This is a genomic window from Pseudomonas sp. Pse1, from assembly GCF_024519635.1.
In the GTDB taxonomy this organism is placed as follows: domain Bacteria; phylum Pseudomonadota; class Gammaproteobacteria; order Pseudomonadales; family Pseudomonadaceae; genus Aquipseudomonas.
In genome coordinates, this window is the sequence record NZ_JALJRO010000010.1 from 112053 (window position 1) to 128571 (window position 16519).

The window sequence follows — 16519 nt, forward strand, 5'->3', positions numbered from 1 at the left end:
CAACCCGCCTGGCATTTTTGTTTCCGGCGCCCGCCTGGTCACCACGGCCAGCGAAACATCGAACACCTGCGGTGTCCCGCGGTCTGCTCCTATACCCCTGAATCCATCGCTCAAGGAGACGCTGACATGCCTGACGAACTGACCCTCAACCAACGAATCGTACTGGCTTCCCGGCCGGTCGGTGCGCCGACCCCGGAGAACTTTCGCCTGGAGCGTGAAGCCCTGCCGGACCTGGCCGAGGGCCAGGTGTTGCTCAAGACCCTGTACCTGTCGCTCGATCCTTACATGCGCGGTCGCATGAGTGACGCACCGTCCTACGCGGCGCCGGTGGAGATCGGTGAAGTAATGACCGGTGGCGCTGTCAGTCGGGTCGAGCGCTCGCTGAATCCGAAGTTCCAGGAGGGCGACCTGGTGGTGGGTGCCACGGGCTGGCAGAGCCACAGCATCAGCGATGGCCGGGCGCTGATTCCGCTGCCGTCGGGGTTGCCCAGCCCGTCCATGGCGCTGGGTGTGCTCGGCATGCCGGGGATGACTGCCTACATGGGCCTGATGGACATCGGTCAGCCCCAGGCCGGAGAAACCCTGGTGGTGGCGGCGGCCTCCGGGGCCGTGGGGTCGGTGGTGGGGCAGGTGGCGAAGATCAAGGGCCTGAACGTGATTGGCGTGGCTGGCGGCGCCGATAAATGCCGCTACGTGGTGGATGAGCTGGGCTTCGATGCCTGTCTCGACCACAAGGCAGAGGACTTTGCCGAGCAATTGGCCCGGGCCTGCGGCGACGGCATCGATATCTATTTCGAGAACGTCGGCGGCAAGGTGTTCGATGCGGTGCTGCCATTGCTCAAGCCCAGGGCACGGATTCCGGTCTGTGGCTTGATTGCCCAGTACAACGCCACTGAGGCCCCGGCGGGCCCCGATCGCATGCCGCTGCTGCAGCGTACTTTGCTGACCAAGCGCGTGCGAATGCAGGGCTTTATCGTGTTTGACGACTACGGTGATCGTCACTCGGAATTCTTCAAGGCCATGGCGCCGTGGGTGCGTGAGGGCAAGGTGAAATTTCGCGAGGACGTGGCCGACGGTTTGGAGCAGGCGCCTGAGGCGTTTATCGGGCTGCTGGAGGGGCGCAACTTCGGCAAGCTGGTGGTGCGGGTTGCCAATGACTGAGCCGAACATGAGCATTTGACGCTGGCCAGAGGCGCGGGTATAAACCGCGTCTCGTTGTTTTGTCGGACCTTTCCCCATGAGCTTCAGCCCTTTGATTCGCCAACTGATCGACGCCCTGCGCACCTTGCCAGGCGTGGGTCAGAAAACCGCCCAGCGCATGGCGTTGCAACTGCTCGAACGCGACCGCAGCGGTGGTTCAAGACTGGCTTCGGCCCTGAGCCAGGCGATGGAAGGGGTCGGGCATTGCCGCCTGTGCCGGACGCTGACCGAAGACGACCTGTGCCCGCAGTGTTCAGACAGTCGACGCGACGACAGCCTGCTGTGTGTGGTGGAAGGCCCGATGGACGTCTATGCCGTCGAGCAGACCGGCTTTCGTGGTCGCTACTTCGTGCTCAAGGGGCATTTGTCGCCGCTTGACGGTCTGGGGCCGGAGGCCATCGGCATTCCGCAGCTGTTGGCGCGCATCGAAGCGGCGGGTACCTTTACAGAAGTCATCCTGGCCACCAACCCGACGGTGGAAGGTGAAGCCACGGCCCACTACATCGCCCAACTGCTCAGCAACAAGGGCCTGATCACCTCGCGTATCGCCCATGGCGTGCCCTTGGGTGGCGAACTGGAACTGGTGGACGGCGGCACCCTGGCGCATTCGTTTGCAGGGCGCAAACCGATTTCCCTCTAAGGGGCTGTACGCACAATTCGGTTGAAAACCAAGCAAGCGCTCGGTTAACTTCGCTGAACCCTTCAGTGGAGTTCGCCGATGCCTGCCTTTCAGGAATACTTCGATCCCAGCCATGAATGTATCCGCGATAGCGTAAGACGCTTCGTCGAGCGCGAAATATTGCCCGACATTGCGCAGTGGGAAGAGGCTGAGAGCTTTCCTCGCGAGCTCTACCGCAAGGCCGGCGCCGCCGGGATCCTTGGCATCGGTTACCCCGAAGCCCTGGGGGGCAGCCATGAAGGCGACCTGTTTGCCAAGGTCGCGGCCAGCGAGGAACTGATGCGCTGCGGATCGGGCGGACTGGTCGCCGGGCTGGGGTCGCTGGATATCGCTTTGCCACCGATCCTCAAATGGGCGCGTGCCCAGGTGCGTGAGCGCGTCGTGCCCCAAGTGCTGAGCGGCGAAAAAATCAGTGCCCTGGCGGTGACCGAACCCAGCGGCGGCTCCGACGTCGCCAACTTGAAGACCCGCGCTGTGCGCGACGGCGACCACTACCGGGTCAACGGCAGCAAAACCTTTATCACCAGCGGCGTGCGCGCGGATTTCTACACAGTCGCGGTGCGCACCGGCGAGCCCGGTTTTGGCGGCATCAGCCTGTTACTGATCGAGAAGGACACGCCCGGATTCACCGTCGGGCGCTCGCTGAAAAAAATGGGCTGGTGGGCTTCGGACACCGCTGAGCTGTTTTTTGACGATTGCCGGGTGCCGGTGGAGCACCTGATCGGCGCCGAGAACATGGGCTTTGCCTGCATCATGGGCAACTTCCAGAGTGAGCGCCTGGCCCTGGCCCTCATGGCTAACATGACCGCCCAACTCGCGCTGGAAGAGAGCCTGAATTGGGCGCGCCAGCGCGAAGCCTTCGGCAAACCGATCGGCAAGTTCCAGGTGCTCAAGCATCGCCTGGCGGAAATGGCCACGGCGCTGGAAGTCTCCCGCGAGTTCACCTATCGCCAGGCGGCGAAAATGGCCGCCGGCAAGAGTGTGATCAAGGAAATTTCCATGGCCAAGAACTTCGCCACCGACACCGCCGACCGCATCACCCACGACGCGGTGCAGATCCTCGGCGGAATGGGTTACATGCGTGACAGTCTGGTTGAACGTCTGTACCGCGATAACCGCATCCTGTCGATCGGCGGCGGCACGCGGGAGGTGATGAACGAGATCATCAGCAAGCAGATGGGGCTGTAGATTGCGCTATGGCGGCCTCTGGGGGGAGGCGGAGTACATATCCAAATCCCGGTCGGCCCAGAGGTCACCACCCAAGCAGATTCTCTCTCCACAGGCGCAGATATCGCAGTCACCCCCAAATCTGTGTGGAGCGAGCCTGCTCGCGATAGCGCCAGGACCGACACCGCCTACTGTTCGGACAACCCAAACTGCGTCAGGCAGAAGGTCGGGATGCCCATGTCTTCCAGGCGCTGCGAGCCGCCGAGTTCCGGCAGGTCGATGATCGCCGCCGCTTCGAAAATTTTCGCGCCCATGCGCCGTGCCAGGTTGGCGGCGGCGATCAGGGTGCCGCCGGTGGCGATCAGGTCATCGAACATCAGCACCGAGTCGCCTTCGCACAGGCTGTCGGCGTGGACTTCGAGGAAGGCTTCGCCGTACTCGGTCTGGTAACCCTCGGCCAGCACGTCCGCTGGCAGTTTGCCCTGCTTGCGGAACAACACCAGGGGCTTATTCAACTGGTAGGCGAGCACTGAGCCGATCAGGAAACCGCGGGCATCCATGGCGCCAATGTGGGTGAACTCGGCTTCGACATAACGATGGGCAAAGCTGTCCATCACCAGGCGCAGGGCCTTGGGCGACTGGAACAACGGGGTGATGTCACGGAAAATCACGCCTGGTTTGGGGAAGTCGATCACGGGGCGGATCAGGGATTTGATGTCGAAAGTGTCGATGAGCATCGTCGAGATGTCCTGGCAGGCTGCAAACGCAGGAGTATAACGGCGGCCGGGCAGGTTCGCCCGGCCGCGTGCACGGCATCAGCCTTCGACGGAGCCGCCGGCCAGTGCGCACAGCTGGATCGGGTCAAGGATATGCACTTCCTTGCCTTCGGCGGCGAGCAGCTCGTTCTGCTGGAAGCGGGTAAACACGCGCGACACGGTTTCCACCGCCAGGCCCAGATAATTGCCGATTTCGTTGCGTGACATGGCCAGGCGGAACTGGTTGGCCGAGAAGCCGCGGGCTCGGAAACGCGCGGATAGGTTGACCAGGAATGTGGCGATGCGTTCGTCAGCGGTTTTCTTCGACAGCAGCAGCATCATTTGTTGATCGTCGCGAATCTCCCGACTCATCACCCGCATCAACTGACGACGCAATTGCGGCAGTTGCAGGGCCAGTTCGTCGAGGCGCTCGAAGGGGATTTCGCACACGGAGGTGGTTTCCAGGGCCTGGGCCGACACCGGATGGGTCTCGGTGTCCATCCCCGACAGGCCGACCAGCTCGCTCGGCAAATGGAAGCCAGTGATTTGCTCCTCGCCAGTGTCGCTGAGGCTGAAGGTCTTCAGTGCACCTGAGCGTACGGCAAACACTGAGTCGAACTTGTCGCCCTGACGAAACAGAAATTCGCCTTTTTTCAGCGGTCGACCGCGTTTAACGATGTCGTCCAGCGCATCCATGTCTTCCAGATTCAGCGAAAGCGGAAGGCAGAGGGGGGCCAGGCTGCAATCCTTGCAATGGGCCTGGCTGTGAGCGCGCAGCTTAACTGGCTCGGACATTTCTTAGATCCTTGTGGGAAGAACACACATAAGGTGTAAGGGTAACCCACGTGAGGACCATCAGACCAGTGCGCGGCATTATGGCGCAGGCCATCCGGGGAAAATAAAAGGGTCAAATTACCCGCGAGAAGCGCTGGCGATTCTGTTGTTCCAAATACGCGTCAAACACCATGCACACCGAGCGCACCAGCAGCCGTCCCGCCGGCAATACCTCAATGCGCTGACTGTCGAGCGAAATAAGGCCGTCATCGGCCATGGCCATCAATTGGGGCCAAAGTTCTGCGAAGTAGCCGCGAAAATCCAGATTGAAGCGGTGTTCGATATGAGCGAAGTCGAGGCGGAAATTGCAGATGAGTTGCTGAATGACCTCACGACGAATCCGGTCATCCTGATTGCAGATCAGGCCGCGGCTGGTGCCCAGTTGCGAGCTGGCCAAGGCGTTTTGGTATTCGGTCAGGTCACTGCTGTTCTGGCAGTACAGATCACCGATCTGGCTGATGGCCGATACGCCGAGGCCGATCAGGTCGCAATGACCATGGGTGGTGTAGCCCTGAAAGTTGCGTTGCAGGGTCGACTCCTCCTGGGCAATGGCCAGGTCGTCATCGGGCAGGGCAAAGTGGTCCATGCCGATGTAGCGATATCCGGCGGCGGTCAATTGTTCGATGGTGCGCTGCAGCATCTGCAGTTTTTCCGCAGGGCTGGGCAAGTCCTGGCTGTTGATGCGCCGCTGCGGCATGAACCGCTCAGGGAGATGGGCGTAGTTGAAGACCGAGAGCCGGTCCGGTTGCAGGCTGATGACTTCTTCGACGGTGCGGGCAAAATTCTCTGCGGTCTGTTTGGGCAGGCCGTAGATCAGGTCGATGTTGATTGAGCGAAACTGCAGGGTGCGCGCGGCGTCGATCACGGCACGGGTTTCGTCCAGGCTCTGCAGGCGATTGACGGCACGTTGCACGGCCGGGTCGAGGTCCTGCAGGCCGATGCTGACCCGGTTGAAGCCCAGTTCGCGTAAAAGCCCCATGGTTGACCAATCGGCTTCCCGTGGGTCGATCTCGATACCGTAGTCCCCGGAGTCGCCCTCCAGCAAATTGAAATGTTTGCGCAGTTGCGCCATCAGTTGGCGCAGTTCGTCGTGGCTGAGGAAAGTCGGGGTGCCACCGCCGAGGTGCAGTTGTTCGACGGTCTGTCCGGGGTCGAGGTGGCAGGCGATCAACTGGATCTCCTGCTCCAGGCGTTGAAGGTAGGGCAGGGCCCGGCCTCGGTCCTTGGTGATGACTTTGTTGCAGGCGCAGTAATAGCAAATGTTCGCGCAGAACGGCAGGTGCACGTACAGCGACAACGGGCGCTGGGCCTTGCGGCTGTCACGCAGGGCGTGCAACAGGTCGAAGCTGCCGACCTGGCTGTGGAATTGCACCGCTGTCGGGTAGGAGGTGTAGCGGGGGCCCGCGAGGTCGTAGCGGCGGATCAGATCGGTGTCCCAACGAATGGTGTCGAGCATGCGGGCATTTCCCGGAGAGGCTGGCAATGGCGCCAGTCTAGGGGGATGCCCGGCGGGGCATGTTGATTTGTATCAACGCTGACATGGGCCTGCCGGCGTCTAGTGCCCCATCAGCCAGTGCTGGTGCGGCCCAGGCAGGGTCCAAAGGCCGAACAGGATGACCAGTAGGCCGCCGCTCGTGCGCACGCTGCGTTTGCGCAGCAGCGCCGTGACCCGTTCGGCGGCGAGGCCGGTGGCCAGCAATACCGGCCAGGTGCCGAGGCCGAAGGCGAGCATCAGCAAGGCGCTGTCGAGGGCGTTGCCCTGACTGGCCGACCACAGCAGCGTGCTGTAGACCAGTCCGCACGGCAGCCAGCCCCACAGAGCGCCCAGCAGCAGGGCGCGAGGCAGGCTGGAAACCGGTAGCAGGCGGTTGGCCATTGGCTGGATATGCCGCCACAGACCTCGTCCGAGGCTTTCAATGCGGGTCAAGCCGCTCCACCAGCCCGCGAGGTACAGGCCCATGGCAATCAGCAGCAGGCCGGCCAGCACTCGCATGAACAGCGCCGCCGGACTGTTGGCCATTGCCCAGCCCGCCAGGCCAATCAGCAGGCCGGCAGTGGCGTAGCTGAGCACTCGACCCAGGTTGTACGCCAGCAGCAGGCGAAAACGCCGGCTGCGCTGTTCCTTGGGAATCGCCAGGGTCAGGGCGCCCATCAGGCCACCGCACATGCCCAGGCAATGGCCGCCACCGAGCAGCCCGAGGATCAGTGCCGAGACCAGCAGTGGCGCCAGTTCAAGCATGGGGAGGTGTCTTGTCTTGGGGGTTGGCTGGCGGCGTTGGCGTGCCGTCGGCCTCGTTGATCGCCGCCTTGTGGTTCGGATCCTGGTCGTCGAACAGAATGCTGTGGGCCGGACCGTCGAGGTCGTCGTACTGGCCGCTGTCGACGGCCCAGAAGAAGATGTAGATGGCGATGGCGACAATCAGCAGCGCCGCCGGGATCATCACGTAGAGTGCTGGCATCGGTACTCCATGGCGAGCGGCTCAGGCCGGCAACGCGCGGGTCTGTGTCGGGGTGCTGGCAACCTGCTTGGGCAGGCGGGTCAGGCGCAAGGCATTGAGCACCACGGTCAACGAACTGATGGACATGCCGACGGCGGCCCACACCGGAGTGATCCAGCCGAGGGCGGCGAACGGCAACATCAGGCCATTGTACAGCCCGGCCCACAGCAGGTTCTCGATAATCACCCGGCGGGTCCGGCGTGCCAGGCTGAAGGCCTGTACCAGCGCGTCCAGGCGGTTGGACAAGAGCACCGCATCGGCGCTGGTTTTTGCCAGGTCGGTGGCCGAGCCCATGGCCACGCTGATGTCGGCGGCGGCCAGCACCGGCACGTCGTTGACCCCGTCACCGAGCATCAACACTTTGCGTCCCTGTTGATGCAGTTGCTGCAATACCTGCAGTTTGTCGTCCGGGCGCAGGCCGCCTCGGGCTTCGTCTATGCCCAGCTCGGCGGCAACACTGGCGACCATCGGCGAACTGTCGCCCGACAGCAGCAGCGTGCGCCAACCCCGCGCCTTGCAGGCCGCGAGCAAGGCAGGCGCGTCGGCCCGCAGTCGATCGTCGAGGACCAGCCAGGCGAGGGGGCCACTGCTATCGCCCAAGAGCAACCACTGGCCGGCCTCGTCGGGCATTGCCGGCACCGCGCAGCCGCTGAGGGCGCAGACGAAGGCCGGCTGGCCAATGCGCAGGCGTTGCGTCCCGACCTGACCCTCAAGGCCCAGCCCGGGGCTGCTGAAGACTTCGTCGGCGGCCAGCGGAGCGCGACCGAATGCGCGGGCAATCGGGTGTTCGGAGCGGTTTTCCAGGGCGGCGGCGAGGGCCAGGCACTGATCGCTGTCGAGGTCCGCCAGCGGCCTGATCGCACGCAACGCCAGGCGGCCCTCGGTGAGCGTGCCGGTCTTGTCGAAAATCACTGTGTCGATCTGATTCAGGCCTTCGAGCACATGGCCTCGGGTCAGCAGCAGGCCGAGCTTGTGCAGGGTGCCGGTGGCGGCGGTCAGGGCGGTCGGCGTCGCCAGCGACAGGGCGCAAGGGCAAGTGGCGACCAACATCGCCAGAACAATCCAGAAGGCGCGGCTGGCGTCCAGTTGCCACCACAGCAGGCCAATAGCAGCGGCGGCCACCAGCGACAGCAACAGGAACCACTGCGCTGCCTTGTCGGCGATTTCCGCCAGTCGCGGCTTTTCCGCCTGGGCGCGGTCCAGCAGGCGGACGATGGCGGACAGCCGGGTGTCCTGGCCCAGGGCGAGGACTTCGACGGTCAACGCGCCTTCGACGTTCAGCGTGCCGGCGGTCACGGCATCGCCACGGGCGCGTGCTTGTGGCAGGGATTCGCCGGTCAGCAGCGACTCATCAATGCTTGATTGGCCCTCGAGAATCTTGCCGTCCGCCGGCAGGATTGCGCCGGGATGGACCAGCACTCGATCACCCAGGCGCAGTTCACTGAGGAGGATCCGCTCGGCTTGACCATCGGCTCCCAGACGCAGGCAGGACGCCGGCAGCAGGTTGACCAGTTGCGCGGTGGCCGCGGCGGTGCGCTCGCGGGCGCGACGTTCGAGGTAGCGACCGGCCAGCAGGAACAGCGCAAACATGCCGACCGCGTCGAAGTAGAGTTCTCCGACCCCGGTGATCGAGGTCCAGATGCCGGCCAGGTACGCGCCGCCGATGGCCAGTGAGACCGATACATCCATGGTCAGGTGGCGGGTGCGCAGATCGCGCATGGCGCCCTTGAAGAACGGCGCGCAACTGTAGAACACGATGGGTGTGGTGAGAAACAGCGCGACCCAGCGCAGGATGGCGTGCAGTTCCGGGCTGAGGTCGATGTTGAATTCCGGCCAGGTGGCCATGGTTGCCATCATCGCCTGGAACCACAGCAGCCCGGCGACTCCCAGTTGACGCAAGGCCAGGCGGTTTTCGCTGGCCAATTGCTCGCTGGCGCGGTCGGCCTGATAAGGGTGGGCGGCGTAGCCGATGTGCCGCAGTTCGCTGAGCACCTGGCTCAGGGGCAGTTGGCTGTCGGCCCAGCGCACGTGCAGGCGATGGTTCGACAGGTTCAGCCGGGCCTCGGCCACGGCGGGCAGGCTGCGCAGGTGTTTTTCGATCAACCAGCCGCAGGCGGCGCAGCTGATACCTTCCATCAATAAAGTGGTTTCGGCGAGGTCGCCTTCATGACGCACGAAAGGTTGCTGCACATCGGCCCGATCGTACAGCGCCAGTTCGTCCACCAGTTGCACTGGCAAGGCGTCGGGATTGGCCGAGGCTTCGCTGCGGTGCTGGTAATAGCTGTCCAGGCCGCCGGCGACAATCGCTTCGGCCACCGCCTGGCAACCCGGGCAGCAGAACTCGCGGGACTCCCCGAGCACGACGGCGGTGAAGCGGCTGCCGGAGGGGACGGGCAGGGCGCAGTGGTAGCAGGGGAGTGGGGTGGTCATCTGATAAATCTATGTTGTCCGCAAGGGCCTCTTCGCGAGCAGGCTCGCTCCCACCTGTTTCTTGGACACTGGAGATCCATTGTGGGAGCGAGCCTGCTCGCGAATGCGCGAAGCGCAGGGTTACCGCTTCAGGTCTTCAGCACCTTGCAGCGGCTCATCGCCCAGCAGCAGGTCCTTGTCGTGGCTGACCTGTTCTTCTTCGAACATGCGCCAGATATGGTCGTCCTGGCTGCCCAGCAATTCGACAAAACGCCGGCCTTCAACCTTGTCGTTGACCTGGCCGACGTAGCGACCTTGCTCGGTTTCACTGCGGGTGAGGATGATCTTGCGGTCCTTCTCCGGCTGGGTCGGCGAGATCAGGTTGAGTTCCAGGGTCTGTGGCTGGCTGTCGCCGGTCAGGTGCAGGGTGACTTCGCCCGTCATGCCGTCCAGGTGTACGTTGGCGCGCAATTGCAGGTTCTGGGCCAGCAACTCGCGGTCGAGCGAGCGGTTGATGCCTTTGCCGGCCTCGTAGTAGTTGTCGTTGACCAGGTTGTCCGGGTTGTTCACCGCGATGGTCACCATCGATAGGGTCAGTGTCACCGAGCAGGCCAGGATGCCGATGATGATCCATGGCCAGAGGTGCTTGTACCAGGGGCTGGTGACGTTTGCTGCAGGCATGATGACTTCTCTCAACGAATTTGTGGGCCGATGAATCGGCTCTTGGCTTCAACGTGGACGCTGTCGTCTTCGGCATCGCGGAGGATGAATTTCACCTCGTTGGTGCTCGACGGCAATTGTTCTGGTGAACTGGACAGCTCGACCGGCATGCTGAAAATCTCACCGGCACCGACGTTGATCTCGCGCTTGCCCTGCAGTCGCAGGTCCGGCAGGCCGGCGGCTTCGAGGACGTAGGTGTGGTCGCGCTGATCCTTGTTCATGACTTTCAGGCTGTAGACGTTCTCGATCCGCCCCTCGGCGTTCTCGCGGTACAGCACGCGGTCCTTGCTGACGTCGAAACCCACCAGCGGGCGCATGAAGAACGCGGTGATCAGCAGGGTGATCATCGCCAGCAGGACCAGGGCGTAGCCAATCAGGCGCGGGCGCAGTTTATGGGTTTTTTGCCCGGACAGGTTGTGCTCGGTGGTGTAGCTGATCAACCCGCGTGGGTAGTTCATCTTGTCCATGATGCTGTCGCAGGCGTCGATGCAGGCCGCGCAGCCGATGCATTCGATCTGCAGGCCGTCACGAATATCGATCCCGGTGGGGCAGACCTGGACGCACATGGTGCAATCGATGCAGTCGCCCAGGCCCTGGGCCTTGTAGTCCACGCCTTTCTTGCGTGGACCACGGGCTTCGCCACGGCGCGGGTCGTAGGAGACGATCAGGGTGTCCTTGTCGAACATCACGCTCTGGAAGCGCGCATACGGACACATGTAGATGCACACTTGCTCACGCAGCCAGCCGGCGTTGCCATAGGTGGCGAGGGTGAAGAAGCCGACCCAGAAATACGACCAGCCATCGGCTTGCCCGGTGAAAAACTCGATCACCAGTTCGCGGATCGGCGAGAAATAACCGACAAAGGTCATGCCGGTGACGAAGCCGATCAATAGCCACAGCGAGTGTTTGCTGAGTTTACGCAGGAATTTGTTGGCGCTCATCGGCGCTTTGTCGAGCTTGATGCGTTGGTTGCGATCACCTTCGGTGACTTTTTCGCACCACATGAAGATCCAGGTCCAGACACTCTGCGGGCAGGTATAGCCGCACCAGACGCGTCCGGCGTACACGGTAATAAAGAACAGGCCGAAGGCGGCGATGATCAGCAGGCCGGACAGCAGGATGAAATCCTGGGGCCAGAATGTCGCGCCAAAAATGAAGAATTTGCGTTCCGGCAGGTTCCACCAGACGGCCTGGTGGCCACCCCAATTGAGCCAGACCGTGCCAAAGTACAGCAGGAACAGGCCGGCGCCGCCCATCATCCGCAAATTGCGGAACAGACCGGTGAAGGCGCGGGTGTAGATTTTTTCCCGGGAGGCGTAGAGGTCGACGCTGTTGTTCGCGTTCTTGGCGGGCGGAGTGACGTCGTGTACAGGAATCTGATTGCTCATCGATGCATCCCACGGCAGTGGAAAAATGCCTCGGTCAGTACGTGCCAACCGGGGTCAAAAAGGCTATTGCAGTGGCTTAATGATACGCCTGTAGCTCTAGCTCAAGGGTGCGACCTTTGGTCGCGTTGGGGGAAGGCCCTGAATGGTGTAGCAAATGTAACAAATCATGATGCAGGTCAATTGACTTGTTCAGTATGGACGATTTTGCCGGCACCACTCTCGCGATCAGCAGGTGGCGCGCCGCCATTACCCTGAAATATCGGCAATTAATTGCATCGGGTCAGGGGGCTGTCCCGATTCATTGAGGGTCAGTAAGTTGTGTTCCGTTCAGGTTCGGCCTGAAACGACACCACTCACCCTTTATGAAAAAGGACTTTTATGAAGCCCATGACCTGTTACAGGATCGCCGCACTGCTGGCGGTTTTTTGCGTTGCGCCGGCAGCCCTGTCTGCAGCTACCCATGATCCACCCGCTCATCTTGTCTTCACCTCCGATCCTCAGTATCCCTGGAGCGAAAGCTCCGACGAAGGGCAGCCCGAGACCGATGCAAAAAGAGACGCCCGCTCGAAGTGGCTGATCGAAACCCAATACGCGGATGTTGCCGACTTCAGGAAGAACTTCGGCGGCGCCAGCCGGGTGCCGGTGATGATCAATGGCGACATCACCGCGTACGGTCATGACTGGCAGCGTTCAGTGGTGATGCCGATCCTCGATGCCAAGCTGGAACGGACCTACGACTACGGCCTGGGCAATCACGACTACGAAAACAACGTCGATGACTGCTTTCTCAATCGTTGTGCCGCCGCCAGTGTCGAGGCCATCAAGGAGCGTTACTGGGGCAAGGTCGACAGCATGGATTTCGGCGTACGGGTGTTGGGCAATACCGACATTTATTACGGCAGCCTGGCCTATGCGAAAACCTTTGGCGATCTGTTGTTGGTCCAGTTGCACAATGAGCCGACCTACACCGCCACCTTCAGCACCGGGGTGCCCTGGATCAGCGCCAAAGAGTTCGAGATCAATGATTCGCTGGACTGGCTGGAAGGCATCTTGAGGAAGGCCCGTGAGCAGGGCCGGATTGTCATCCTGAGCATGCACAAACCGCGGGACTGGGCTGGGGATGGGCAACAGCTCGAGCGGTTGCGCAGCATGGTCGAGCGATATCGGGTGACGGCGGTGTTCGCCGGTCATTATCACGAGTATTCGGGCCGCTACTGGAGCGCGTCGGAGCAGTTCGGTACGGTGCCGGTGTTTCTCAGCGGTTCGGCGTCACAGCAGACCTATCTGATTGCCAGTTTCTCCAAGGACCGCAAGACCCTGACGGTCAATCGGGTTAGGGCAAACAATTGGCCCAGCCGGCAGGTCGAGTCGGAGATTGAAGTCCGTTACTAAAAGGCTTTGCGCCATCATGCAAAACGGCCCCGTCAGTTATCTGGCGGGGCCGTTTTAGTGTTGCATCAAGCAGCGTTAGCCTTACTCGGCGTCCGCAGCCTTCTCACCGTGAGACAGGCTGTAAACGTAGGCGGCCAGCAGGTGAACCTTGTCGTTACCCTGCATTTGCTCTTGCGCAGGCATCTGGCCCTGACGGCCGTAACGGATGGTCTGCTGCAGTTGAGCGAAGCTCGAACCGTAGATGAAGGCGGCCGGGTGCGTCAGGTTTGGCGCGCCCATGGCGGGTGTGCCTTTACCTTCAGGACCATGGCAAACCGCGCAGTTGGTGGCGAACAGTTTCTGCCCGGCAACCGGATCGGCCTTGGTGCCTTCCGGCAGCTTGCGACCATCGAGGTTGGTCAGGACAAATGCAGCCACATCGCTGACGCCTTGCTCGCCGATCACTTCAGCCCAGGCCGGCATGACGGCGTGGCGACCGCCCATGATGGTGGTCTTGATTTCTTCCGGCGAACCGCCCCAGCGCCAGTCGGCGTCGGTCAGGTTCGGGAAGCCGTAGGCGCCCTTGGCGTCGGAACCGTGGCAAACCGAGCAGTTGGAGGCGAACAGGCGGCCTCCCATCTTCAGGGCTTGTGGGTCCTTGGCCACTTCTTCAATCGGCATGGCCGCGAATTTGGCGAAGATCGGCCCGAACTTGGCATCCGACTTGGCCATTTCCTTTTCCCACTCGTGAACACCGGTCCAGCCGGACTGGCCGTTGGCGAAGGGGGTCTGCTTCTCGTTGTCCAGGTAGGTGTAGCCTGGCAGCAGGCCTTTCCAGTTACCCAGGCCCGGGTACAGCGCCAGGTAACCCAAGGCGAAGATGATGGTGCCGACGAACAGCATGAACCACCATTTCGGCAACGGGTTGTCGTATTCCTCGATCCCGTCGAACGAGTGGCCAACGGTTTCATCCGTCTGCTCGGCGCGCTGGCCCTTGCGGGTCGACAGCAGCAGCCAGGTCAGGGCGAAGATGGTACCCAGACTGAGGACTGTGACGTACAGACTCCAGAACGTAGTCATTCTTTGTTACTCCTAGAAGCTTGCTCGACGTGCTTGATGGCTTCGGGATCATCCGCGAAAGGCAGCAAGGTCGCGTCTTCAAACTCGGACTTGCGCTTGGGGCTGAACACCCACAGGGCCAGGCCGATAAAGGCAACCATCACGACAACGGTGCCCAGGCCACGAATCATCCCGATATCCATTTAGATCACCGTTTGCTTTTGATGATGGTGCCCAGGCCTTGCAGATAGGCCACCAGCGCGTCCATTTCGGTCTTGCCCTTCACGGCATCCTTGGCACCGGCGATGTCTTCGTCGGTGTAAGGGACGCCGAGCGTGCGCAGGACTTCCATTTTCTTGGCGGTGTCCTTGCCGTCGAGCTTGTTTTCCACGAGGAACGGGTAGGCCGGCATTTTCGACTCGGGCACTACGTTGCGCGGGTTGTACAAGTGCGCACGCTGCCAGTCATCGGAGTAACGACCGCCGACACGGGCCAGGTCCGGACCGGTACGCTTGGAGCCCCACAGGAACGGGTGGTCCCAGACGCTTTCACCGGCAACCGAGTAGTGGCCGTAACGTTCGGTTTCAGCACGGAACGGACGGATCATCTGCGAGTGGCAGCCGACACAGCCGTTGGCGATATAAACGTCGCGGCCTTCCAGTTCAAGGGCGGTGCGCGGCTTCATGCCTTCGACCGGCTTGTTGGTGACGTCCTGGAAAAACAGCGGAACGATTTGGGTCAGGCCGCCAACGCTGACGGCGATGACCATGAAGAAGGCCAGCAGGCCAATATTCTTCTCGACTGCTTCATGCTTCATCAGTGAGCTCCAACTACAGCGATCTTGGTAGCGGCTTCAGCTTCGGCTGGGTCCGAGGCACGTACGGTACGGAATACGTTGTAGGCCATGAACAGCATGCCGCTAGCGAAGAATGCACCGCCCAGGGCGCGAACGATAAAGCCCGGGTGGCTGGCTTGCAGCGCTTCAACGAACGAGTAGGTCAGGGTGCCGTCGTCGTTGATTGCACGCCACATCAGGCCCTGGGTGATGCCGTTGACCCACATCGAAGCGATGTAGAGCACGGTACCGATGGTCGCGAGCCAGAAGTGGGTGTTGATCAGTGCGGTGCTGTGCATCTGCGCACGACCGAACAGTTTCGGGATCATGTGGTAGATGGCACCGATCGAGATCATCGCTACCCAGCCCAAGGCACCGGCGTGTACGTGGCCGATGGTCCAGTCAGTGTAGTGAGACAGCGAGTTGACGGTCTTGATGGCCATCATCGGGCCTTCGAAGGTCGACATGCCGTAGAACGCCAGCGAGACGACCAGGAAGCGCAGAATCGGGTCGGTACGCAGCTTATGCCAGGCGCCCGACAGGGTCATCATGCCGTTGATCATGCCGCCCCAACTTGGTGCCAGCAGGATGATCGACATTGCCATGCCCAGGGATTGAGCCCAGTCCGGCAGTGCGGTGTAGTGCAGGTGGTGCGGACCGGCCCAGATGTACAGGGTGATCAGTGCCCAGAAGTGCACGATGGAGAGGCGATAGGAGTAGATCGGACGTTCGGCCTGTTTCGGCACGAAGTAGTACATCATCCCCAGGAAGCCGGTGGTCAGGAAGAAACCTACGGCGTTGTGGCCGTACCACCATTGGATCATCGCGTCAGTCGCACCGGAATAGGCCGAGTAGGACTTGAAGAAACTGACCGGCAGCGAGGCGTGGTTGACGATGTGCAGCATCGCCGTCACGACGATGAACGCACCGTAGAACCAGTTGCCCACATAGATGTGCTTGGTCTTGCGCTTGGTGATGGTGCCGAAGAACACCAGACCGTAGGTTACCCAGACGATGGCCAGCAGAATAGCCAGGGGCCATTCCAGTTCCGCGTATTCCTTGGTGGTGGTGTAACCCAGCGGCAAGGTAATGATCGCGCCGACGATCACCGCTTGCCATCCCCAGAAGGTGAAGGCGGCGAGGCTGTCGGAAATCAGTCGCGTTTGGCAGGTTCGCTGCACGACATAATAGGAAGTGGCAAACAACGCACAACCACCGAAGGCGAAAATCACCAGGTTGGTGTGCAGTGGGCGCAGGCGTCCAAAGCTCGTCCATGGCAGACCGAAGTTCAACTCCGGCCAGACCAGTTGCGAGGCGATGAATACACCGAGCCCCATGCCAAGGATCCCCCAGACCACCGTCATGATGGCGAACTGGCGGACTACCTTATAGTTATAAGCAGTCGGACTGATTGCTGTGCTCATTCTAAGGTTCCACGGTTTGGGTGTTTTATTAGGGATAAAAATCGGCCGCAAGTATGGAGAAAGCGGGGGGTCATTGCAACGCGCCATGACCTGGGTCAATGCTTTCAAAAGCTGATTCTGCGGCCTTTCCATGCGCCGCGTAGGGTCAAATTTACCCGGGGGCAAAATGTCCCGGCGGAC

At 61.6% G+C, this 16519-nt stretch carries 16 protein-coding genes; 4 read left to right on the plus strand and 12 right to left on the minus strand.

Going from position 1 to position 16519, the window contains the following annotated elements; all coding sequences use genetic code 11:
* The first annotated feature begins 126 nt into the window (after window positions 1–126).
* From NR126_RS16470 to NR126_RS16480, 3 genes are all read left to right on the plus strand, one after another.
* Window positions 127–1161, plus strand: a complete 1035-nt coding sequence (locus tag NR126_RS16470; RefSeq protein ID WP_256830646.1) for an NADP-dependent oxidoreductase — start codon at window positions 127–129, stop codon at window positions 1159–1161.
* 76 nt (window positions 1162–1237) lie between these two features.
* Window positions 1238–1840: a recombination mediator RecR gene (gene recR / locus NR126_RS16475; RefSeq protein ID WP_105754516.1), complete on the plus strand. Its 603-nt coding sequence runs from the start codon at window positions 1238–1240 to the stop codon at window positions 1838–1840.
* Window positions 1841–1918: 78 nt separating this feature from the next.
* On the plus strand, window positions 1919–3067 hold the full coding sequence (locus tag NR126_RS16480) for an acyl-CoA dehydrogenase family protein (RefSeq protein ID WP_256830647.1): 1149 nt from the start codon (window positions 1919–1921) through the stop codon (window positions 3065–3067).
* A 167-nt stretch (window positions 3068–3234) separates the two neighbouring features.
* On the opposite strand, the gene NR126_RS16485 is transcribed toward NR126_RS16480, so the two are convergent.
* The 8 genes from NR126_RS16485 to ccoG all read right to left on the minus strand — a co-directional run bounded on the left by NR126_RS16485 (window position 3235) and on the right by ccoG (window position 11650).
* Entirely contained in the window at window positions 3235–3783 is a 549-nt protein-coding gene (locus NR126_RS16485) for an adenine phosphoribosyltransferase (RefSeq protein WP_027618008.1), read from the minus strand.
* Window positions 3784–3861: 78 nt separating this feature from the next.
* Window positions 3862–4596 (minus strand): fumarate/nitrate reduction transcriptional regulator Fnr, encoded by a 735-nt coding sequence (gene fnr / locus NR126_RS16490; RefSeq protein WP_027618007.1) that lies wholly within the window; start codon window positions 4594–4596, stop codon window positions 3862–3864.
* A gap of 112 nt (window positions 4597–4708) precedes the next feature.
* Window positions 4709–6091 (minus strand): oxygen-independent coproporphyrinogen III oxidase, encoded by a 1383-nt coding sequence (hemN, locus tag NR126_RS16495; RefSeq protein ID WP_256830649.1) that lies wholly within the window; start codon window positions 6089–6091, stop codon window positions 4709–4711.
* 99 nt (window positions 6092–6190) lie between these two features.
* Window positions 6191–6874: a sulfite exporter TauE/SafE family protein gene (locus tag NR126_RS16500; protein ID WP_027618005.1), complete on the minus strand. Its 684-nt coding sequence runs from the start codon at window positions 6872–6874 to the stop codon at window positions 6191–6193.
* Window positions 6867–7094: a cbb3-type cytochrome oxidase assembly protein CcoS gene (gene ccoS / locus NR126_RS16505; protein WP_027618004.1), complete on the minus strand. Its 228-nt coding sequence runs from the start codon at window positions 7092–7094 to the stop codon at window positions 6867–6869. The genes NR126_RS16500 and ccoS overlap by 8 nt, the downstream gene beginning before the upstream one ends.
* Before the next feature lie 21 nt (window positions 7095–7115).
* Entirely contained in the window at window positions 7116–9563 is a 2448-nt protein-coding gene (locus tag NR126_RS16510; RefSeq protein ID WP_256830651.1) for a heavy metal translocating P-type ATPase, read from the minus strand.
* 120 nt (window positions 9564–9683) lie between these two features.
* Window positions 9684–10223, minus strand: a complete 540-nt coding sequence (locus NR126_RS16515) for a FixH family protein (protein WP_027618002.1) — start codon at window positions 10221–10223, stop codon at window positions 9684–9686.
* An 11-nt stretch (window positions 10224–10234) separates the two neighbouring features.
* Window positions 10235–11650, minus strand: a complete 1416-nt coding sequence (ccoG, locus tag NR126_RS16520) for a cytochrome c oxidase accessory protein CcoG (protein ID WP_105754520.1) — start codon at window positions 11648–11650, stop codon at window positions 10235–10237.
* A gap of 387 nt (window positions 11651–12037) precedes the next feature.
* Between ccoG and NR126_RS16525 the strand changes: the two genes are divergently transcribed.
* Entirely contained in the window at window positions 12038–13042 is a 1005-nt protein-coding gene (locus NR126_RS16525) for a metallophosphoesterase (RefSeq protein WP_033866084.1), read from the plus strand.
* 81 nt (window positions 13043–13123) lie between these two features.
* Here NR126_RS16525 and ccoP read toward each other — a convergent pair whose 3' ends face one another.
* From ccoP to ccoN, 4 genes are read right to left on the minus strand one after another with little or no spacing between them, the layout of a single operon-like run.
* Window positions 13124–14101 carry a cytochrome-c oxidase, cbb3-type subunit III gene (ccoP, locus tag NR126_RS16530; protein WP_027617999.1) on the minus strand — a complete coding sequence of 326 codons (978 nt, stop codon included), beginning with the start codon at window positions 14099–14101 and terminating at the stop codon, window positions 13124–13126.
* Window positions 14098–14283 (minus strand): CcoQ/FixQ family Cbb3-type cytochrome c oxidase assembly chaperone, encoded by a 186-nt coding sequence (locus tag NR126_RS16535; RefSeq protein ID WP_003175465.1) that lies wholly within the window; start codon window positions 14281–14283, stop codon window positions 14098–14100. Before NR126_RS16535 ends, ccoP begins: the two co-directional genes overlap by 4 nt.
* Window positions 14284–14288: 5 nt before the next feature.
* Window positions 14289–14897, minus strand: coding sequence for a cytochrome-c oxidase, cbb3-type subunit II (ccoO, locus tag NR126_RS16540; protein ID WP_007905434.1), 609 nt, complete (start codon window positions 14895–14897; stop codon window positions 14289–14291).
* Window positions 14897–16339, minus strand: coding sequence for a cytochrome-c oxidase, cbb3-type subunit I (gene ccoN / locus NR126_RS16545; RefSeq protein WP_027617998.1), 1443 nt, complete (start codon window positions 16337–16339; stop codon window positions 14897–14899). The genes ccoO and ccoN overlap by 1 nt, the downstream gene beginning before the upstream one ends.
* Between the last annotated feature and the right edge of the window lie 180 nt (window positions 16340–16519).